Origin of the sequence: Indolivaga macrotermitis, assembly GCF_900128985.1 — a bacterium.
Lineage (GTDB): Bacteria > Bacteroidota > Bacteroidia > Bacteroidales > Dysgonomonadaceae > Dysgonomonas_A > Dysgonomonas_A macrotermitis.
The window spans coordinates 44,980-67,479 of record NZ_FQUC01000015.1 but is presented as its reverse complement, the minus strand read 5'-3'; the positions used below and the strand labels follow the sequence as shown (position 1 = coordinate 67,479).

Sequence of the window (22,500 nt, the reverse complement as noted above, 5' to 3'; positions counted from 1 at the left end):
ATCAGAGTTTTAGTCCTCAGACCTTTCGTTTGGTTTTGTAAAAAAGAATAACAGTTAGCTATATTTTAGTTAGTTATGCCTCGAGATACATACGATTAAATGCTTATCAGCACTAATAACCAACTAAAGTAACAAATATTCGAAAAAAAGGATTTATTCTTTGTTGTTTTTTTGACAAAACCCGGATTTTCATTTACTGATTAAATAATTCGCGGTAAGCATCGGGCAGTACAGGCATAGCCCCATGTTGCGTACAAACATAAGCCGACACTTCTACTGCTAATTGATGCGCTTCGGTTATCCGGTCTCCATGCAGATACGATGCAACAAAAGCTGCCGTAAAAGAATCTCCGGCACCTACAGTATCCGCAACATGCATCTTAGGCGTGGCCTGATAAGATGTTTCCTTTCTAGTGAAAACAAAACTGCCATCAATCCCCTTAGTCAGAATCACTATATCTAATTTATATTGAGCCAGAATATCCTTACACACATCCTGCTCGTTCCATCCCTTCCAGCCGTACATTTCGGCAAGAACGACAACTTCCTCATCGTTTATTTTCAACACATTTGCCATTTCCAGTGACTCATGTATCACCTCTTTTGAATAAAACTGTTGACGGAGGTTTATGTCGAATATTTTCAGGCTGTCCTGAGGCATTGCCTGTAAAAACTGCCTGATAGTATCGCGTGATACGGAACTGCGCTGAGCTAAAGAACCAAAACTAACCGCGCTCGTTTTCGCAGCCAGTTCTCTGGTCTTCTCGATAAAAGGAATATTATCCCACGCTACGTTCTGATGAATTTTGTATTCGGGTATTCCCCATCTGTTAACCTTTACATCTACTGTTCCCGTCGGAAAGTCTGTTTCTTCGATCAAATAGCCCAGACCTTTTGACTCGAGGTTTTTGATCAGATCGGCTCCGAGATCGTCTTTTCCTATTGCACTTACGGCATATCCATCCAAACCAAACTGCGAAATATGGTATGCAAAATTAGCAGGGGCTCCTCCCAATACTTTTCTCTCGGGAAATATATCCCACAAGATTTCACCTAATCCTACGATTGTCTTATTCATAATATTAATACTAAAAAATCCAATTTCTCAATAACCTTATAAAGGTAAAAAAATACCACCTATTTAAGAACTAAACATCAACGAATTAAAAAAGTTTCACAAAAGAATCAGGTTTGCCCTTCCGGACAAACCTGATGTATAAATATTACTTTAGGCTGAACGATATTATTACTGACTCACAAATGTATTATATTGTTCTATCGCATTACGGTATGAAACGCGGGCATAACCGAAAAGACCGGACATACGCTGTTCGTCATCCGAACCTTGCTTTAATAATATTGTCAGTTTTGCCAAATAATCAGCCGCCTCTGCACATTTACGGTAAAATGTCTCATATGCATCTTTGTAATACAAGTCCGACAGTTTTTTTAAATCCTTATTCGAAATATCTTTATTTACTTCAATAGATGCTTTTAGTGCCGTTACGTCCGTTTCAAGCGCCGGGAAATCTGTTTCGAGATCTGTAACCTTTGTAAATACAGACTGTAGGGTTATCAGATCGGACTTCATCGGAATAACAAACTCCGCTATTTTACTATCTTTCAATAGTAATAATTCTGCTTTATCTCCGGTAGTAGCAGCCAAAGCCGAAGCTTTTCGCCATATTACCATAGCACGGGCTATACTTGCCTCGGTACTATCTTTTAGAGCAGGGTATTTAGAGAAGTCGTTGTCAGACTGGTATTCCTGCTTGTAAAAATAGCTACTCAAAGCTTCGCTGTTCCTTACTACATCCGCCATGTGGCTATCCACCAAAGACATAAGTTGTAGGAGTTCGGTCTTTTCGTCAAAAGCCGGAGCTGCCTTCGACGCCTGATCATATTCTGTTTTTTTTCTTTGATCGGGCTCGTATATCTTATAATTCAGATAAGTAGGCTTCAGAGCATTATTGCGCTTGAGAGTACTGACATTGCCATCCGCCGCAGATACCATGTCGGTGTAACTACTAAGAGCCTGATTGGCATCATTGCTCAAATCGATAACACTGTTGCTCAACCGGATAATCTTTGAAGCATTTAACTTTGCCGGAGTGTTTTTCTGCTGTCCCTGAACTGTAAACGATAATAAACCTAAAACCAGGAGACAGGTCAATTTAACTTTCTTCATGTACATGCAATTGTTTGTTTATTCGCCATAAAGATACGAAAATTTACTAAAATGCCAGATAGAAGTCGCTGAGCAGGCTCATAAACTCCGGTGAGTACTGATGCCGGGAAACCTCAATAAGTAATTCGTTTTCTTGTTTCGCTGCGGGACATTTCGACAACTCCAGCAACACTCGTTTATAGGAAGCCCCGGGCGTAGGCCTTACATTTGTAATACGGGTAACTGATAATCCCTCTTTTTCAGCCAGAGACAGTAAAAGTTCTTTCTCCGAAAAAGGGAATATCATTGAAATACGCCCATTATCAGACAATATTTGTACTGACAAACGAATAAAATCAGCCACAGGTAACGAATCTGTATGCCGGGCAACAGTCCTTTTCGAATCCGGAGAATGAAGAGACGATATAAAATAGGGTGGATTAGATACAATCAGATCATATCGTTTTCCCGTTTCTTCAACAAATTCTGCCAAAGATGCATGTTCACACTTTATATTGAAAAAACCCGACTGTTGCACATTCTCCTTTGCCTGACAAACTGCATCCATGTCTATATCTATAGCATCAACAGAAACAGGATTAGGGGCTCTCTGGGACAACATCATGGCGATCAGCCCCGTACCTGTTCCCACATCGAGTATTGTACGCGCATCATTAATATCCGCCCATCCGCCAAGCAGAACACCATCGGTTCCAACTTTCATTGCGCACTTATCCTGATATACTGTAAACTGTTTAAACCTGAAATATGAATTAGCCATAAATCGTAATCTTTCAATTTAAATCTGCTGTATGCCAAAATCAACAGAAAGAGAATGGCATAATATTTGTATTTAGAAAGAATGCAAAAGTAACAATATATTATTGTATTTTTGCTTGTTTGGAAATAGCCGATTGACGTTTCAATTTATACGATCAGAAGGCATTTCAACCTTACATATATTACATATAATTCAAAAAGATGTTTGACCGAAAAGAAAGAGACTTATTTAACGACGGGAGTTCCGAGCCTATAATCTCGATAGTAACAGACGACTTGGGGGATCTCGATTTCGATATAGAAGAGAAGTATCTGAAAGAAGAAATTCCGGTACTTGCGCTTCGCAATACAATCATATTTCCCGGTACTAACCTCCCGATAACTGTAGCCCGTACAAAATCCTTGAAAGCATTGAAAAGCCTTCAGGGTAAGAAGGGTATCATAGGATTGGTATGCCAAAAAGACGCAAATACAGAGGATCCCGACCAGAGCGACCTGTATGATATAGGTGTTCTGGGCGAAATCATCCGTATTATAGAAATACCGAATGATCCGAACGTAACAGTAATCCTTCAGGGAAAAAAACGGTTCAGGCTGGATCGGATTACCCAAACCGATCCGTACCTGAAAGCCAAGTATGTAGTTAAGGAACACATACCTGCCGAAGCGGATGACAAGGAGTATGAAGTATTACTGGACTCTATCAAAGACCTTACAATACATATGCTAAGGATGTACGGCGATCCGCCCAAAGAGTTGATCACTAAATTGAATGAAAATTCAAAATCGCCTCTTTTGGTAAATTATTGCTGTACAAACCTACCTGTACAAGGGCATGAAAAGCAGGACTTATTAAATATCGATGACGATAAAAACCGTGCTTACCGCCTGTTGATGCTTCTAAACCGCGAGACACAGATGCTGGAGATGAAAATGAACATCCAGATGAAGACCCGCGAAGAGTTGAACCAGCAGCAAAAAGAATATTTTCTGCAACAACAGATACGTACTATACAGGACGAATTGGGAGGCAATCCCCAACAAGCCGATATAGATGAGCTTAAAGAAAAAATAAAACTCAAAAAATGGGATGCCAAAGTGGCTGAAGCTGTAGATAAAGAGGTAAAAAAACTCGAAAGACTACATCCCCAGTCACCCGACTATTCGACTCAGATTACTTATCTGCAAACGATTTTAGAGTTGCCATGGAATGTGTATACAAAAGACAATTTCAACCTGAAGCATGCTCAAAAAGTACTCGACCATGATCATTTCGGTCTCGAAAAGGTCAAAGAGCGTATTATCGAGCATCTTGCTGTACTGAAACTGAAAGGTGACCTCAAATCCCCTATCATTTGTTTGTATGGCCCTCCGGGTGTTGGTAAAACATCTTTAGGTAAATCTGTAGCAGAAGCTCTCAACCGGAAATATGTAAGGGTATCTTTCGGTGGATTACACGATGAATCGGAAATAAGGGGACACCGCAGAACATATATCGGAGCTATGCCCGGACGTATTATCCAGAACATGCAAAAAGCAGGATCATCTAACCCTGTGTTCGTTCTGGATGAAATAGATAAGATAGGCAACGATTTCCGTGGCGATCCGGCATCAGCATTACTTGAAGTACTGGATCCGGAGCAAAACTCGACATTTCACGACAACTATCTGAATATCGATTACGACCTGTCGAAAGTGTTGTTCATCGCTACCGCCAATAATATATCTAATGTATCGCAGCCCCTACTCGACCGTATGGAGCTGATCGATATCAGTGGTTATATTCTGGAAGAAAAGGTAGAGATAGCACGCCGCCACCTTATCCCGAAACAACTCGAAAATCATGGTCTGGATAAAGAAGCGATAGATATCCCTAAAAAGACCATCGAAAAGATTATCGACAGTTACACACGCGAATCGGGAGTCAGGGGATTAGATAAAACTTTGGCGCAAATAATGCGTAAAGTGGCTTTGAAGGTTGCAACCAAATCGGAATACAACAAAGTTCTCGAAATCAAAGACCTTCAGGAATACCTCGGAGCCGAACGCTTTTCGAAAGACGAGTATCAGGGCAACGAATATGCCGGTGTGGTTACAGGACTGGCATGGACTTCGGTCGGCGGCGAAATCCTGTTTATCGAAACATCACTAAGCAAGGGCAAAGGCAATAAACTGACTCTTACCGGAAACCTTGGCGATGTAATGAAAGAGTCTGCTATGCTTGCAATGGAGTATATCCGTTCACATAATCAGATATTAGGAATCGACGATGATGTTATCGATAACTGGAATGTACACGTACACGTTCCCGAAGGAGCTATCCCGAAAGACGGTCCGTCAGCAGGTATAACAATGGTGACTTCTTTGGCCTCCGCTTTTACACAACGCAAAGTTAAAGCGAACCTAGCCATGACCGGAGAAATCACTTTACGGGGAAAAGTCCTTCCGGTTGGAGGTATCCGCGAAAAAATACTCGCGGCTAAACGTGCCGGAATCAAAGAAATTATCCTGTGTAAAGAGAATATGAAAGATATTGAGGAAATTAAAGAATTATATCTTAAAGGGCTCAAATTTCATTATGTCTCGGATATCAAAGAAGTACTGGACATAGCGTTGCTCAAAGACAAGGTTAAAAACGCATTGGACTTACACGTAAAAGAAGCGGATAAATAAAATCTGTCCCCTATATGGATTATAGAATAGTAAGAACAAATAGCGAAAATAATGATTTCAGGTCATTAATTTCCGAACTAGATAAAGAATTGAGTATCCGCAACGGGGATACTCAATTTTGTTATAACGTATACAATAAAATAGATTGGCTCGAAACCGTAATTATAGCCTATGCCGGTTCGGTAGCCGTTGGTTGCTGTTGTTTCAAACAATACAACGACTCAACAGCCGAAGTAAAACGGATGTTTCTGAATCCCGGTTACAGAGGCAAAGGCTTAGCCGGAAAAATGTTGCACGAAATAGAGATTTGGGCTAAAGAAAAAGGATTTAGACAAGCAATACTCGAAACCGGACTAAAGATGGTAGAAGCTATAAGTGTCTATAAAAAATCGGGATATACGGTCATTCCCAATTACGGCCAATATGCGGATAATGCCGATAGTATTTGTTTCTCTAAAAGACTCTAAACATTATGTTTATCGAACTGTTTATATATTAATTATAAAATATTAAAAACACAAATAATTATGAAAACAACAGCTCTAATACTACTATCAGCCTTATTTTTGTGTGTGGGATGCAAAACACAACAAAATTCGGAAAAAGCAATACAGCAAAGGCTTGAAAACCAATTGGCCTACGAAAAAGCAGTCACAGCCCTCGACAGCCTCGACTTCGTTCTCGAAGCTGATCGCATTACTTTCAAAAACGGACAATCGACCTATGTGAATGCCAACACTAATTTTATTTCAGCAAAAGGCGACAAGGCAACCGTACAACTCGCATTTAACAGTGCTTTTTACTCGGGACCGAACGGTATCGGAGGCATTACATTAGACGGCAGAATTTCGAATGTCAAAAAAAGCATAGACAAAAAAGGGAACGTAACATTCTCTATGTCCGTTTTCGGTACAGGTATCTCTGCTGAAGTATCTTTTACTATGTATAATGGCAATAATCAATGCTCTGCTACAGTAAATTCAAACTTCAGTAGCCGGAATATAACTTTCTCGGGTTATCTCTACCCTTCGGAAGAGTCTTCTGTTTTCAAAGGGAGATCCTTATAAGGAATATTTCGAAACATATAAAAACGGCATAGATAAAATAATCTATGCCGTTTTCGTATTTCTTATTTTTTCAAGACTAAAGACTATCGCCAAAATCTTCACGGAATTTCGCCATCAAACGCTGTGGCCAGTCATTAACGGGCTCAAGTCCTCCCATAAAGAAACGTAACACCGGAGGTTCATATACAAACCTAAGCCCTCCTATCAAATTTCGGTTCTCGTACAGCCATGTCATACGGTCTTCCACATATTTGATTTGCGACAAAGTGAATACACGTCGCGGAACAGCCAAACGAAGGAGTTCCATATCGGCATACGTCTCATTTCCGTATTCATCACGCTGGTTAGATATAGAGCCTCTTTCCATTCCACGCACACCTGAAATAAGGAAGAAAGCAGCCGCTAGTGCTCCTGCCGGATATTCCAATTGCGAAATATGAGAACATATCTCCATGGCATTCATATGAGCTCCTAGTACTCCGGGAGGAGTTACCACCGGAACACCTTTTTTCTCTAATGAATTTACCAGATATGCGATAAACTGAGGACTCTGACAGATCATACTTTCGTCTAATGTCTCATATAACCCTACAGCTATCGCCTCTATTTCGCGAACCGACATACCACCGTAGGTAAGAAAACCTTCGAATAACGGAACAAGCGGTTCCAATTCCTTCATTATAGCATAATCATTGGTACAGATACCACCGCCGCGGGACGAACTCAGCTTTCGTGCAGAAAAATAGACAAGATCGGCCAACCCCGTCATCGTGAGTATGATCTCCGCCATAGAACTGTTCTTGAATTCCTCTTCACGCTGTTTCACCAGCCAGGCATTTTCGCCAAGTAAACTGGCATCAAGCACCAACCGTATTTTATATTTATCAGCTATGGCGCGTACATTCCTTAAGTTATCTATCGAGAAAGGCTGTCCCCCGATAAGATTGGTGGAAGCCTCCATACGGATATAGGGAATATTGGCAGCACCATGCTTATTGATACATTCTTCCAACTTCTCAAGGTTCATATTTCCTTTGAAGGGGTGCTTGCTGTTAATCACATAAGCTTCGTCATAAAGTAATTCTTCTATCTTACCTCCATATTGTGTGATATGCGCCATCGCTGTAGTGAAATGATAATTCATCGGCACAATACTACCTTTACGTACATAGGCATTAGATATTATATTCTCGGCAGCGCGCCCCTGATGCACAGGTAGTAAATATTTTTTACCAAGAACTTCTTCTACAGCTTTCTGGTAGCGAACAAAACTCTGCGAACCGGCATAAGCATCGTCGGCAATCATCATCGCCCCCAATTGCCTGTCACTCATAGCATTCGTACCACTATCGGTAAGCATATCCAGAAATACGTCTTTGGTATCTAATCTGAATGTATTAAATCCGGCTTCATACAAGGCTTCAAGACGGCGTTCAATAGGCACTAAATGAAGCTTTTGCACAACGCGCACCTTATGCAATTCCAGTGGAATATTCTCTCCGCTGTGAAATTTAATTTTAGAAGAATTCTCTGACATGGTATTAGTTTATAAATGTTGTTGAAATTTAAGTATTGCAATATATAAAGAATAATTCAATAAGCAATCTAAAGCGGATATTTTATAACAATCGACACATCAAATACATATATTCGTTTCATTTTGAAACTTTAATCATTTTTATTATCAAAAGAGACACAAGTATATATCGACAAAAAAGGATATCAATAGTTTGATATCCTCTTTTGCCTGTTTACTCTTCGTAAGGCACATAATACGTTGTGGTCGTGGGACTATATATTCCCAGTGTTATGTAATTAAGCAACCCATCAGACACCGACCACGATGTTTCCGTTATATAATCTTTTTTATCGCCTACATATGCTTTTGCATTCTGCTCATTATCGAGCGGCAACAGCCCCCAGAATAAGAACTTATTTTTCGTCTCACTTACCTTTATACGCGAAGTTTCGGCTGTAGCATTACCGACGTTTACCCTGGAGGTATAACAAGACGTCATCAAGAGTAAAGAAACAATTGCGATTACTAAAAAACCAGTCATTTTCATATCTGTATCATTTTATGTGAATATTATTTTTTATCTTACTTCCACAAATAAAGAGAGATATTCATTGCCTGATTTTCTTTTGAGACCAAACAACTAATTATAGAGACCAAATACCAATATCCGGCAGAAGTACCGTTTTCTAAAAATCGCAAAATCGGACAACCTACCCTTTACCGGAAAGATGTACTTTTGCATATATCACTAAAACTATAATAACTATGGAACAAAATTTTTGTCAAAGTTGCGGAATGCCGCTAAATGAAGAGCACTTCAGCACGAATGCAGATGGTACTCAGAACACTACGTTTTGTAATTATTGCTACAAAGACGGGCAATTTACTTCAGACGTAACAATGGATCAGATGATAGAGCAATGTGTTCAATATCTGGATGACTTCAATAAAGATTCAGAACAGAAATTTACCAAAGAAGAAGCTATTGCCCAGATGAAGCAATATTTTCCTAAATTGCAACGCTGGCAACAATAATCAGATTTGTAAAAAACGTACCCCGAAAGAATATTGTAACCTTTTACCATATTCTTTCGGGGTATTTTATCTATACAAGAAAGAACAAACACATGAGGAAATACAAAAAACAAAAAAAGGTGTAACGTTGTCACTTTTGTCACTTTAGAAGACATACATAACTGAATATCAATAAATAAAAAAGGTGACAAAGGTGACACCGGTGTATACTTTTTTGTATAAGTTTGTATACTTTTTGTCACCTTCCTCGAATTAAACAGAATGCGGAATATGAAAAATAAAGTTTGCCAAAGTTGTGGAATGCCTCTATATAAACCCGAAATGTACGGTACCGACAGTATAGGTACACGTATAGAAGATTACTGCCAGTATTGTTTCCAGCATGGACAGTTCACTTCGGATGTAACAATGGAGGAGATGATAAACCTTTGTGCAAAATATGTCAGCAAAAACGGTGGTAATAGCGAACAATATATCAAATATATGCATGTACAGTTCCCCACACTCAAACGCTGGGCTCAAAAAGAAGATACACAAGCCGAATATTATAAAGCTATAAACCGGGTACTGGATTATATCAACGATCATCTTCAAGACAATAACGATCTGGAAACGCTGGCTCAGGTTGCATGCATATCGCCGTTCCATTTCCACCGTATATTCAAAGCCATAATCGGCGAAAATCCGGCTCAGTATATACAACGCTTGAGACTCGAACATGTAGCCGAAAATTTACGGACAAACGACACCTCGCTTGACAGGCTTGCAACCGAATCCGGATACAACAGTATGCAAGCTTTGTCTAAAGCATTCAAAAAATATTTCGGAATTCCGCCAAGTATTTACAAAATCACGCCAAGCCGATGGGCGGTGAGCAGAGCCGGGCAGCTTTTTCCCCGTATTTGCAAGATATACCCTAAACACATTATTTACCTGAGAAGTATAGATCCGGAAGCTACTTACAACAATATCTGGCAAAAACTATATTCGTTCGCCATATTCAGTAATCTGCTATACGAAGGCAGCGAGTCGCTCGGCGCTTGTTTTGAGTTTCCCGATAATCCCGATCAAAAACCCGAGTTTTGCCCCTGTCTCAGTATAGAATATCCAACCACATCCCGTAACAATATAGAATATAAGGAAATAAGGGAAGGCATCTATGCTGTCTTTACCCACAAAGGGGCTTATAAACATTTAACGGAACTATATAAAAAAATATGGTATATATGGCTTCCCGAGAGCCGGTACAATTTCAGGGATGATATTATTTTCGAAAAATACCTTAATAATCCGGCAAGTACTGACGAAAACGAACTTCTGACAGAGGTATATGTACCTGTAATTCCTAAAAAGGGTTACGAAAAGAATTAGTTTTTCTGTTTGTTTAGAATTTTTGCTACTTTCGTACCGTCATTTTTTAATGATCACCATAATAACTATGAGCGATAACAAAAACAGTATACTCTCGTCGGCAATGAATTTCGCTTTGCCTCTCGGGCTATTTTGGGTATTCCGGTACTTCTTTGTCATTGGAAGCGATCATTACGATGTATTCAAGTACATATATAATATTTTAGCAATAGGCACACCTATTATATATTATGTACTGATTACCCGGTACCGGGATACAGACCTCGGAGGAAAGATTAGTTTCGGCGAATGTATCCTGTTCTCATTATTACTGTTTATCTTTGCATCGATTATCGAAGCAGTTATCGTATGCCTGCATTTACTGGTTATCAACCCTGCCCTTGTATCTAGCCAGAACAAGGTCATTCTCGACATGATAAGTAAAATGAAAATGCCGGATATAGCATATAATGATCTTAAGGCATTCCTTTCAACATACGGGGCATTATATTATGCACTATGCACTGCGATAGCTAATGTACTAATCGGATTTTTCCTGTCTTTGATCTTAGGGTACTTTGTATCCCGCAATAACAGGGCAAATCCTACATAAAAAAATCATTTAAGTAATTATGGACATATCCGTTGTCATTCCATTATATAACGAAGAGGAATCGTTACCCGAACTTTACACATGGATCGAAAGAGTTATGCAGGCTCATAACTTTTCATTCGAAGTGATTTTTGTTGACGACGGAAGTACAGACAATTCGTGGCAAACGATTTGTGATCTCCGGAAGAATTCGGATAATATAAAAGGAATCAAGTTCAGACGAAATTACGGTAAATCTCCGGCATTACATTGTGCGTTTGCTGTAGTGAAAGGTGATGTAGTTATCACTATGGACGCCGATTTGCAGGATAGCCCTGACGAAATACCCGAGCTGTATAACATGATTGTGAAAGACAATTACGATCTGGTATCCGGCTGGAAGGAAAAACGGTACGATCCTATAAGTAAAACTTTACCGACCAAACTGTTCAATGCCACAGCACGTAAAGTATCGGGCATTAAATTACACGATTTCAACTGCGGCTTGAAAGCCTACCGCAAAGACGTTGTTAAAAATATAGAAATATACAACGATATGCACCGTTATATCCCCTATCTGGCAAAGATTGCGGGATTTAACAAAATCGGAGAAAAGGTAGTTCATCATCAAGCACGGAAATATGGTAAAAGCAAATTCGGAGTCAGCCGGTTTTTCAACGGCTATCTGGATTTACTGACATTGTGGTTTCTTTCGGCTTTCGGGCGCAAGCCAATGCATTTCTTCGGATTGCTAGGCAGTATAATGTTTCTACTCGGCTTAATATCTGTTATCGGGGTCGGTGCATCAAAGATATATGCTATGACAAATGGGCTTCCGTACAGACTGGTTACCGATTCGCCCTATTTTTTCATATCACTAACAGCGATGATACTCGGAACGCAGCTTTTTTTAGCCGGCTTTATCGGAGAACTGATATCCCGAAACTCAACAGAACGCAATAATTATAAAATAGAAGAAGAACTATTTTAACATTCTAACTATTGATAATAAGATACATAAATTGTTAATTAAGATACATCTTATTATCCCGTAAAAAGCAAAAACGACACAACCGGTAAACAATTTGATTACATTTACCGTTTATTTTAATTGAAAACGACGACAATATGCAGAAAAACCTAGTTATAGTAGAGTCTCCGGCCAAAGCTAAGACAATTGAAAAATTCTTAGGGAAAGACTTCAAAGTTATGTCCAGCTATGGACATATACGCGACCTTAAGAAAAAAGATCTTGGCGTTGACCTGGCCCATAACTATAAACCACTATATGAAATTCCGGCTGATAAGAAAAAACTCGTATCGGAACTAAAGTCCGCAGCGAAAGATGCCGACATTGTATGGCTCGCGTCCGATGAAGACCGCGAAGGAGAGGCTATTTCATGGCATTTGTACGAAGCCCTCGATTTAAAGAATAAAGACTCTAAACGTATTGCATTCCATGAAATAACAAAGAATGCGATCCTGAACGCTATCGAAAATCCACGCGAGATAAACAAAGACCTGGTAGATGCCCAGCAAGCGCGCCGGGTATTGGACCGTATTGTCGGATTCGAGGTATCTCCCGTTTTATGGAAAAAGGTAAAACCAGCCCTATCGGCAGGTCGTGTACAGTCTGTAGCTGTACGGCTGATCGTTGAACGCGAACGCGAAATACAGGATTTCAAAACCGAAGCAGCATACCGTATTCAGGCAATCTTTACTAAAGAAGAAAACGGAACAAAATATGAGCTGAAGGCTGAGCTTAATAAGCGTTTGAAAACAAAGGCAGAGGCTCTCTCCCTTTTGGAACACCTGAAAGAAACTAATTCGTATCAAATAGATGATATAGTAACCAAACCGGTAAAAAAATCGCCGGCTGCCCCTTTCACAACCTCTACGCTACAACAAGAGGCTGCCCGCAAACTTGGATTCTCTGTATCTCAGACAATGTCTGTCGCACAAAGGTTATACGAATCGGGTAAGATTACTTATATGCGTACCGACTCGGTAAACCTCTCTTCACTAGCTATCAATACCTCGAAAAGCGAAATTGAGAGTGTGTATGGTAAAGAATATTCGAAAGTACGCCAGTTCTCAACTAAATCGAAAGGAGCACAGGAAGCTCACGAGGCTATCAGACCAACTTATATGACAGATTCTAAAGTATCGGGATCTGCACAGGAGCAAAAGCTATATGACCTGATATGGAAACGCACTATTGCATCTCAAATGTCGGATGCAGAGTTAGAACGTACTACCGTGACCATAGATATAGCGAACGAAGATGATTTTAAATTCGTATCAACAGGTGAGGTTCTGAAATTCGATGGTTTCCTTCGTGTATATCTTGAAGATACTGATGACGAACCTGCCGACGCAGACGAAGAGTCTCTGTTACCTCCATTACACCTGAAAGAAAAACTGGAGTTGAAAGAGTCTACCGCAACCGAGCGATTTACTCAACGACCACCAAGATACACCGAAGCATCGCTTGTCCGCAAACTCGAAGAATTAGGTATCGGACGACCTTCCACTTATGCACCAACCATCTCTACAATACAAAACAGAGAATATGTTGAGAAAAGTAATATCGAAGGCGTATCGCGCGAATACAATATTTTGCAGTTAAAGAAAGGAAAGATCTCGGATTCGACAAAAACCGAGGTTACCGGAGCTGACAAAAATAAGCTTAAACCGACCGATATAGGAATAGTTGTAAATGATTTCTTAACAGAGTCATTTCCATCTATCCTCGATTATAATTTCACAGCTACCGTAGAAAAACAATTCGATAATATTGCCGAGGGACAAGAAGAATGGACACATCTGATCGACACCTTCTATAAAAGTTTCCATCCGGTTGTCGATGAAGTTATGAATAGCCACACCGACCACAAAATCGGAGAAAGAATCTTAGGTACTGATCCTAAAACAGGTAAACAGATTTCTGTCAAGATCGGACGCTTCGGTCCTATGGCCCAGATCGGGACTCAGGATGATGAAGAGAAACCAACGTTTGCTTCATTACAAAAGAACCAGTCTTTGACAACCATAACTCTGAAAGAAGCTCTGAAACTATTTGAATTACCACGTGTGGTAGGCGAATACGAAGGAAAAGAGATGCAGGTAGCTGTTGGGCGTTTCGGACCCTATATCCGTCACAACAGTAAATTTATATCTTTACCTAAAGGATACGATCCTTATTCGATTACCGAAGAAGAGGCTATCGACCTGATAGAAGAGAAACGTAAAAAAGATAGCGAAAAAACAATCCAGATTTTCGGCGAAGGAGATAACGAGATCCAAATCTTAAATGGTAGATACGGACCTTATATAACTTTTCAGAAGAATAACTATAAAATACCTAAGGGAACAGAAGCCAAATCCCTAACGGAAGAACAATGTCTTGAAATAATCAAAAATACTGACAATACGACGACAAAAGCTAAGAGAGGAACAAAAACCGATAAAAAACCAGCTAAAGCTACAACCGGTAAAAAAACTCAAACAGCTAAAAAACAAACAAGTAAATAAAAAATAAAGAATATTTAGGATTCAATTATTTTTTTAACTGAACATCCATACTGTATAATTGTTAATATAATTATAATACTAAAAAAAGAAAATTTTATGAGTACAGAACTCGACCCAATTGGTTACGATGAAGACGATGCAGTAAAATACATCCAAAACTATCTGCCACAGGAACTCAAAGGAAGATTTTCGGACGATGAAATAAACTATGTTATCGACATTATTTATGAATTCTATGAAGACAAAGGGTTGTTAGACGAAAGTACTTCTGATGAAGATGTTATAGATATCGACGAAGACGAACTGATTGAGTTTGTCCTCAAAAACACTAAAAAAGACAAACTAGCTAAGTTCACTACCGAAGAAGTGACCTTCATCATACAAGGAGAATTAGCATACTGCGAGTCTCTTAATATTTTCGAATAAATAAGATTAATATTATAATTATGAAAAAAACATCATTTGGAGCATTTGCTCTTAGTGCAGCATTGATATTGTCAAGCTGCGGTGCAAGTAATACAGTTAAAGGCGGCGGAATTGGAGCAGGCGCAGGTGCTGCTTTAGGAGCCGGAATTGGAGCCATTGCCGGAGGAGGCAAAGGTGCAGCTTGGGGTGCCGGTATCGGTGCTGTCTTAGGAGGTACAGCTGGTGCTGTAGTGGGAAACAAGATGGATAAGCAAAAAGCTGAATTGGAACAGATCAACGGAGCTCAGGTAGAAAGTATCAATGACGGACAAGCTATCAAAGTAACATTCGAATCAGGAATTCTGTTTGCAACTAACTCAAGTTCTTTAAATTCTGCGTCTCAGAGTGCTCTTACACAATTTGCAACTTCATTGAAAAATAATCCTGATACTGATATTCAGATATTTGGACATACCGATAACACAGGTTCTGACGCGATCAACAATCCTTTGTCCGAAAAACGTGCACAATCGGTATATAACTTCCTTCTACAGAAAGGTGTTACCGGTAATCGTATGACATCGGCCGGAATGGGATCTACACAACCTGTAGCCGACAACAGCAGTGCTGATGGCAGGGCACAAAACCGCCGTGTTGAAATCCTTATCCTTCCTAATGAGAAGATGATCAGAGATGCTCAACAAGGTCAATAAGAATTGTTAAGTTCGATATAATGATCCCGGATAAAATTTTATCCGGGATTTTTTATGCAACAAAATCGCTAAATTTGTGCTATAAACAAATTACAGTTAATGCTCCATAAGACTCAAGCCATAGTTCTGAACACAATAAACTATAACGATAAATACCTTTTAGCGTCGTTATACACGAGTGAATTTGGAAGAGTTACATATATGGTTCCCAAATCGAAAAGTAAATCGGCCAAGCTCCCTAAATCGATATTTGCCCCCTTATCTATTCTGGATATGGAAACCGAACATCAGGCAACACGCGATATACAACGAATCAAAGAAGCACATCTGCTTTACCCTCTATATTCAATTCAGGGTAATATGGTCAAAACATCCATCGTCTTCTTCCTCTCCGAATTCCTCAGCCGCATATTGAAAGATACTGACGAATACCGTATTATCTTCGACTACTTAAGTCAATCGATACAAGTATTGGAAGAGACAGACAAGGGGTTAGCCAATTTTCATCTGGTTTTTATGCTGAAACTTACCCGTTTTCTTGGATTCTACCCGAATCTGGAAGATTACACGGAGAATGATTATTTCGATATGCTCAATGGAGTATTTGTACACCACCAGCCACTACACAATCACTATATTAACCGTACTGACAGTAAAGTATTATCTTTGCTGGCACGCATATCATATGAGAATATGCACCGTTTCATTTTATCGCGCCAAGACCGCCTGAATATAATCAACCGTATGCTCGAGTATTACCGTATACATTTACATGATTTTCAGGCACTCAAATCATTAGATATTTTACACGAATTATTCTAGATCACTCCAAAAAACATGCAGGTATGACAATAAACGATATATACAAACACTATTCTGACACCATTGAAAAATATCAAGGCAGATCCGGAGCTTTGAAAAAAACGATATTTCAGATCGGAACAGCCCGCCTCGCCATATTTATTGTCTGTTGTATAGTTACATATCTCTATTGGAACGATACAAGTACTGTTGTAACTAATATAGTTATCTCTATAGTTGTATTTCTCGCATTAATGAAATATCATAACTCTTTGTATAAACAGAAGCTCTACGCCGATAAACAAATAGAAAATGCAAGTAACGAGCTGAAAGGGCTAGAGTATGATTTTTCAGCATTCGATGGTGCAGAGGAGAAAATTGATGCCGAGCATAGTTTTAGCCTCGATCTGGATATATTCGGTAAACGCTCTTTTTTTCAATCTCTTAACCGGACGGTCACCTCTTTCGGTAAAGATAAATTAGCGGATTCACTTATAAACCCTCAAGAAAACAAAGACAAAATATTGTCTGTACAATCAGCCATAAAAGAACTTTCTAAAAATCCGGCACTGTTAGCACATTTCATATCTATCGGGCAAATGACCGAAATGGATAAGCTCAATACTAAAGATTTCTCTGTTTCTTTTTCACAGAAACCTCTTTTAGCCAATAGTTTATTATGGAAATATCTGTTATATATAATTCCTCTCATTCATATTATTGCGGGAATCTCTATCTTTTTAGACTATATACCGGGCAGCTATTACATTTACGTTTATATATTGACCTTAGTGATCAGCAGTATACCTCTAAAACAGGTAAAACAGATTATGAACACATTTGATAGCAAATCTAAGGTTCTCGAAACATATTCGGAATTAATGACTTTAATCGAACACGAGAAGTATGGCTCAGCGTATTTACAAAACATTCAAGATGAGCTAAAGAAACCATCTTCAGCATCGCAGGCTATCAGGCAGTTACAATCGTATTACAATAACCTGACTGTTTCGGCAACTTTCCCTGTGTTTTTACTATTCAACCCCTATTTAGTATGGGGAGTCAGATATGCTATCAAAGTAGAGAAATGGACACAGGTACACAAAAATGATATAAACAGATGGTTCAATACTTTATCCGAATTTGATGCACTTGTATCGTTTGCCATATTTGCATTCAATCACCCTGATTATACCTACCCTACTCCATCCGATAAATTTATATTCGAAGGGGAAGCATTGGGACATCCGATGTTACACCGTGATAAATGTGTTCGGAATGATGTAAGAATATCCAAAACACCTTTTTTCCTCATCATAACAGGAGCCAATATGGCCGGAAAAAGTACATATCTCCGCACAATAGGTATCAATCATACACTGGCTTGTGCCGGAGCTCCGGTTTGCGCCGAATCATTAACTTTTTATCCGGGACGGCTCGTCACCAATCTCCGAACTGCCGATTCTTTAGCCGACAATGAATCCTATTTCTTTGCAGAACTCAAAAGACTAAAAATGATTATAGACCGTTTGCAGTCAGGAGAGCAATTATTCATCATATTAGACGAAATACTGAAAGGAACTAATTCGGAGGATAAACAAAAAGGGTCTATAGCTTTAATGAAACAGCTAATATCACTCAACAGTAACGGGATTATCGCAACCCATGACCTTATATTAGGTAATCTTGAGAAAGAATATCCTGACAATGTAAAAGATTATCGTTTCGAAGCTGATATAACAGACGATAATTTAACCTTCACCTATAAAATAAGGGAAGGTGTAGCTCAAAATATGAATGCTTGTTTTTTAATGAAAAAGATGGGAATAACCGGGTTATAATTATGTTACTTAAAATGTGTCATTCGTTCTAACTTCTTAGCAAATTCGATTTCTTTCACACTGGTCGTCCTGAACAGAAGTGCTGCAATACAGATACCTATCGCTAAGGTAAACAGAAGCGACATTGTCAGCATTAAGTTGTGTGCCATAGTAGGTAATAAAGAAGGGTCGGTATCTAATGTATTCGCATCGGTTATCTTCATTCCGGCTAACATGGTTTTGTAAGCATACATTCCGGGAATCATTGTTATACAAGCGGGCATAGTGAAAACAACAGGAGGATTATCGACACGATGCGCCACAACAATCCCCAATAATCCGATTGCTACCGAACCTGCTAAAGTGGCCGTTATTAATCCAAAATCCAATTGTAAAAGGATAAAACGAATACAATGTCCCATACCGCCTAATAGTCCGGCAATTACAAGAATCCTTTTGGGTGTACCAAATAGTATTCCCCAACAAGCCCCGACTACAAAGGCTATAGAAAAATCGCGTAATATATTTAATGCAACTTCTGCCCAATTCATTTTTTCACAAACTAAAATTATTAATACCCAGAAAAGTTATACTCAGCATCATACCCGCCGCAATACAGAGGAGAATAAAACCGGCAAACAAATACCTGTTCACTGCTGAAGACAAATATCCCTCGATCAGATCGATCACACCATTAACCAAAGGTACTCCGGGAATGAGATACAATACCCCCGTTGCCATTGCCGCCTCGGGATGAATACCTATTCCGTTCACCGAACCTAACCCTGTTATTGTTGTAGTTACAAATGCGGCAAAGCCAATCGAAATCATCGAGTTGAAATTAAGAGAGGCTACTTTATAGCGTACAAGAGAACCAACAAAGGCAGCCAACCACGTAACTATTGCATTTTGCCAGTCTCCGAAAGAGAATAAGCATAATCCGGCACACGCAAACCCGACAACAACCGCCACCAGCCAGTGATTGTAATGAGGCATCTGTTTTATTTCCTGAAAAGCCTTCTCAGTCTCTTCAATGGTCATACCTTGTTCATACACTTTCCATGAAAGATGACTTACACGTGTCAAAACCTCAAGGTGCACTATATGTGTGGGAGATTCTTTAAATAATGTAATCGTATCCTTTTCGTCCCGGGAATTCTGGACAGTAACAAGTAACCCTTTGAATGAAGGATGAAAACTCACAGTAAATCCCCAAGCCAAAGCTATACGTCTGATATTGCTATTCACTCTTCCACTATGAGCACCCGACGCCAACAAGAAAGTACCCATATCCAATATCAGATCGGCAAACCTTCTTGCTGTAATATTTTCATTTACTGCTGTATTATTTATAGCAACTTCATTCATTCTGTTTATAATAACTACAATTAAAAAGACACATCAAAACTGATTCTGAAACCATGTTTATCGATACCGGGAGTATCGAAATAATTTAACCGTCTCACATAGTCAACCCTGAAGAACTGAAATATATTCTCTATCCCGACGCTATACTCCATATATGGCTTCTTACCCATAGTACGCGAATCTTCAGGAAATATCATCAGGTTGCGGTTATAATCAGGATTATTCTTCTTATTCAAATCTCCAAAAAAGCCTCTGAAACCAGCGACTTCTCTCCACTTTAATCCCTTGATAAGAGGTATACGGTTAAACAGCCACCCTCCCATCCTATAACTTACATCCCATGTAAATTGCGAATCGTTCAAAAACTCAAGAGGCTTTAGCATATAGAATGATCCACGTTGTATAGTAACAGAGCTGTTAGCATTGGCAGATAATAAAATTGGGAAAGGAACCTTACCCCATACTTTCTCGCCTTTAAGAGTTACCCCCAATCGACCATAAGGAGCAATCCAAAATTCCTTATCAATAGCTAATGCACTCTTATGATAATTAAACTGTCCATTCAGAACATCTTTGAGCCCTATTGTATGCGATAAAGTTAAGATCACACCTTTAGACGGCAAACTCCTACGTCTGCGCCTTTGTTGGAAAAATTTTTCGTCATGGGCGTATCTCAGGTTCAGGCCTACTTCTGTAGTTTTTATATTACCCATTTCGATTAACATATCATCCTCATTACGCCTTTCGAAGCGTAAATCTCCCGCAGCATTTTCATCATGAGTCCGGCCAAAAAGATTGTAGGAAAAACCATTGTAATACTCATGCAAATAATTAATCTCGGCCATCCGGTCATATGTCATATTATTATACCTTTTAGCCTTGAACGATAATAGGATATTATCACGTTCAGCTTGCAAGAACCTTTGTCCCAAAGGATTCACATCATACTTATAAGCAATAGACAGGTTATGACGCGGATACTCATCCTTATGATAGTTTTTACGGTTAAAAGCCCAGGTAGCTTCCCCATAGTATTTCCATTTTCCGTCTTTCGTTCCGTATGCACCGTATCCATACAAGTAAAAATGCGGATGGAAAAATTTCGTAGTAGACGCTGTTAACCTGATTCTGTTTCCTTCGAGATGGTTATAGCTGTAAAACGTCAGCGGAGTCCCTATATCCAGTTTATTTTTCTCTTCTTCCCTGCTTGTCGGAACATATTGCGAAGACAAGATATCGGCGACTTTAAGGGTTATATCAATAACCTTATTCTGGCGAAATTCTACCATCATCTCATCCATACGGTAATCTTTGTTCAATGCATCGGGACGGTTATTGTTCCAATAGCCGTCTTTTTGCTTCTTATAGTCGGACAAATAAATAACAGGAGCAGAACCCGAAAATGCTGCTTCGAGAGGCAAATCAAATATAAAGTTACTAAATGTACGTTCTTTCTGTACATAAAATTTAGCCATGTTATACATCGATAAGTCAATGGCTGTAGTAAACCTAACAGGTACCCAAAGATCGGGAGACTTCTCCTCGAATTCCTGAGTAACCAGCATATTGTCGACATAATTCACATTGATCCGGTTAGGAACTCTAAACGACACCTTCTTTATGGCATACGGAGCTTCGGGCTGCACATAAATGTTACCGATAAAGCCAACGTCCCGTGTATTGAAAGGAACAAATCCCAGATTTACATATCTCTTCTGGTCAATACTTACTGTATCAATTATATACCATTTATAAAAATTGACAGACGAAGTGGAACTCAACGGCCCCACAAAATCATGTAAAAGCAGATTTATAGTATTATCAGTAATATCGACTTCTTTAAAAACCTCAGCTACAATTGCGTCAATAGACTCTGTATTTATCTCCTGATCTATCCCTTGATTCTGATATGCAGTAATCACCCTCCGTGTTGCTTTAGGATTCTTCCGGTAATACAGGTTTGAGGTAGTTTCCCTTACCGAGAATGGTAAGATCGATTTATTATCGATCAAAGAAGTATCGGCATACTTAGACAGGAATTTCATATTCTTGAGCAGTCCTTTTGCCGATTGATAATCATTCAGGGCGAACAAAATACGGTCATATTCATCGTTCATATAATAATCTCTGCTGGTAACCAGATAATTATGTTTGTTCTCAATAACCTTTTTGATCAATTCTACCGCAGGATTATCTTTTTTAGAATATTTTTCTTTAGTTCGTCTTATAACAACTTCCCCCAATTGAACCCCTGAAGCACTTAACTTAATTTCAAGACGGCTCACCTGATTAATAGGCACATTTACTGTTTTTGTATCATACCCCATTAATGAAATTATCAGCTTTCCATTACCGGATGAATTCGAAACCGAAAACTTACCATCATCATCGGAAAGTTTTCCGACATTGGTACCGTCAAACCGTACTGTCGCATATTCGACCGGCTTATTAGTCACCGAGTCCCTGATAATTCCGTGCACAATAGTACTCTGTCCATATATCAGGTTCGTTGAAGCTAATATAAAGAAAAAGACAAAAATCAGACAAACCCCTAAACTCCTTTTACTTGATGATCTCATCAAATCTTCCATTTACTTTAATATTCCTAATATCCCATTAATACACAGACAGGGTCGATACACTCGACCCTGCTTTGGCATATAAAGTTCCATCCGC

General features: G+C 39.2%; 20 protein-coding genes. 12 read left to right on the top strand and 8 right to left on the bottom strand.

The window, feature by feature from the left end; translation table 11 throughout:
* Positions 1–193 precede the first annotated feature (193 nt).
* The 3 genes from BUC12_RS16225 to BUC12_RS16215 all read right to left on the bottom strand — a co-directional run bounded on the left by BUC12_RS16225 (position 194) and on the right by BUC12_RS16215 (position 2,948).
* Positions 194–1,078, bottom strand: coding sequence for a carbohydrate kinase family protein (locus BUC12_RS16225; RefSeq protein ID WP_062183212.1), 885 nt, complete (start codon positions 1,076–1,078; stop codon positions 194–196).
* Positions 1,079–1,246: 168 nt separating this feature from the next.
* Positions 1,247–2,188: a hypothetical protein gene (locus BUC12_RS16220; protein WP_062183215.1), complete on the bottom strand. Its 942-nt coding sequence runs from the start codon at positions 2,186–2,188 to the stop codon at positions 1,247–1,249.
* 46 nt (positions 2,189–2,234) lie between these two features.
* Positions 2,235–2,948 (bottom strand): tRNA1(Val) (adenine(37)-N6)-methyltransferase, encoded by a 714-nt coding sequence (locus BUC12_RS16215; RefSeq protein ID WP_062183219.1) that lies wholly within the window; start codon positions 2,946–2,948, stop codon positions 2,235–2,237.
* A gap of 200 nt (positions 2,949–3,148) precedes the next feature.
* Here BUC12_RS16215 and lon point away from each other — a divergent pair, with 200 nt between their 5' ends.
* The 3 genes from lon to BUC12_RS16200 are packed head-to-tail and all read left to right on the top strand — an operon-like array spanning position 3,149 to position 6,687.
* Entirely contained in the window at positions 3,149–5,620 is a 2,472-nt protein-coding gene (gene lon, locus BUC12_RS16210; protein ID WP_062183222.1) for an endopeptidase La, read from the top strand.
* 14 nt (positions 5,621–5,634) lie between these two features.
* A complete protein-coding gene (locus BUC12_RS16205) occupies positions 5,635–6,087 on the top strand; it encodes a GNAT family N-acetyltransferase (protein ID WP_062183225.1) in 453 nt (150 codons plus the stop codon).
* A 60-nt stretch (positions 6,088–6,147) separates the two neighbouring features.
* The gene (locus BUC12_RS16200) at positions 6,148–6,687 is read left to right on the top strand and encodes a DUF4251 domain-containing protein (protein WP_062183228.1); all 540 of its coding nucleotides are present in this window, start codon (positions 6,148–6,150) and stop codon (positions 6,685–6,687) included.
* Positions 6,688–6,763: 76 nt separating this feature from the next.
* On the opposite strand, the gene BUC12_RS16195 is transcribed toward BUC12_RS16200, so the two are convergent.
* Together BUC12_RS16195 and BUC12_RS16190 are read right to left on the bottom strand one after the other, a co-directional pair.
* Complete coding sequence (locus BUC12_RS16195; RefSeq protein ID WP_062183231.1) at positions 6,764–8,224, bottom strand: tryptophanase; 1,461 nt, start codon at positions 8,222–8,224, stop codon at positions 6,764–6,766.
* A 214-nt stretch (positions 8,225–8,438) separates the two neighbouring features.
* Positions 8,439–8,753: a Bor/Iss family lipoprotein gene (locus tag BUC12_RS16190; protein WP_062183234.1), complete on the bottom strand. Its 315-nt coding sequence runs from the start codon at positions 8,751–8,753 to the stop codon at positions 8,439–8,441.
* A gap of 218 nt (positions 8,754–8,971) precedes the next feature.
* Between BUC12_RS16190 and BUC12_RS16185 the strand changes: the two genes are divergently transcribed.
* The 9 genes from BUC12_RS16185 (at position 8,972) to BUC12_RS16145 (ending at position 18,477) form a co-directional block, all read left to right on the top strand.
* Positions 8,972–9,241 carry a zinc ribbon domain-containing protein gene (locus BUC12_RS16185; protein ID WP_062183236.1) on the top strand — a complete coding sequence of 90 codons (270 nt, stop codon included), beginning with the start codon at positions 8,972–8,974 and terminating at the stop codon, positions 9,239–9,241.
* A 270-nt stretch (positions 9,242–9,511) separates the two neighbouring features.
* The gene (locus BUC12_RS16180; protein ID WP_175552641.1) at positions 9,512–10,612 is read left to right on the top strand and encodes a GyrI-like domain-containing protein; all 1,101 of its coding nucleotides are present in this window, start codon (positions 9,512–9,514) and stop codon (positions 10,610–10,612) included.
* Positions 10,613–10,679: 67 nt separating this feature from the next.
* Complete coding sequence (locus BUC12_RS16175; RefSeq protein ID WP_062183240.1) at positions 10,680–11,204, top strand: DUF4199 domain-containing protein; 525 nt, start codon at positions 10,680–10,682, stop codon at positions 11,202–11,204.
* A 19-nt stretch (positions 11,205–11,223) separates the two neighbouring features.
* Entirely contained in the window at positions 11,224–12,174 is a 951-nt protein-coding gene (locus BUC12_RS16170; RefSeq protein WP_062183242.1) for a glycosyltransferase family 2 protein, read from the top strand.
* A 137-nt stretch (positions 12,175–12,311) separates the two neighbouring features.
* Complete coding sequence (gene topA, locus BUC12_RS16165; protein WP_062183244.1) at positions 12,312–14,717, top strand: type I DNA topoisomerase; 2,406 nt, start codon at positions 12,312–12,314, stop codon at positions 14,715–14,717.
* 96 nt (positions 14,718–14,813) lie between these two features.
* Positions 14,814–15,143: a hypothetical protein gene (locus tag BUC12_RS16160; protein ID WP_062183245.1), complete on the top strand. Its 330-nt coding sequence runs from the start codon at positions 14,814–14,816 to the stop codon at positions 15,141–15,143.
* A 20-nt stretch (positions 15,144–15,163) separates the two neighbouring features.
* Complete coding sequence (locus BUC12_RS16155) at positions 15,164–15,835, top strand: OmpA family protein (protein WP_062183248.1); 672 nt, start codon at positions 15,164–15,166, stop codon at positions 15,833–15,835.
* 99 nt (positions 15,836–15,934) lie between these two features.
* Positions 15,935–16,657, top strand: coding sequence for a DNA repair protein RecO (recO, locus tag BUC12_RS16150; protein ID WP_062183252.1), 723 nt, complete (start codon positions 15,935–15,937; stop codon positions 16,655–16,657).
* A 23-nt stretch (positions 16,658–16,680) separates the two neighbouring features.
* On the top strand, positions 16,681–18,477 hold the full coding sequence (locus BUC12_RS16145) for a MutS-related protein (RefSeq protein ID WP_062183255.1): 1,797 nt from the start codon (positions 16,681–16,683) through the stop codon (positions 18,475–18,477).
* 5 nt (positions 18,478–18,482) lie between these two features.
* Here the strand turns inward: BUC12_RS16145 and BUC12_RS16140 are convergent, their stop codons facing one another.
* The 3 genes from BUC12_RS16140 to BUC12_RS16130 are packed head-to-tail and all read right to left on the bottom strand — an operon-like array spanning position 18,483 to position 22,415.
* On the bottom strand, positions 18,483–19,007 hold the full coding sequence (locus BUC12_RS16140) for a threonine/serine exporter family protein (protein ID WP_062183258.1): 525 nt from the start codon (positions 19,005–19,007) through the stop codon (positions 18,483–18,485).
* Between the two features lie 4 nt (positions 19,008–19,011).
* Entirely contained in the window at positions 19,012–19,824 is an 813-nt protein-coding gene (locus tag BUC12_RS16135) for a threonine/serine exporter family protein (RefSeq protein WP_062183259.1), read from the bottom strand.
* A 20-nt stretch (positions 19,825–19,844) separates the two neighbouring features.
* Positions 19,845–22,415 (bottom strand): DUF5686 and carboxypeptidase-like regulatory domain-containing protein, encoded by a 2,571-nt coding sequence (locus BUC12_RS16130; protein ID WP_062183262.1) that lies wholly within the window; start codon positions 22,413–22,415, stop codon positions 19,845–19,847.
* Between the last annotated feature and the right edge of the window lie 85 nt (positions 22,416–22,500).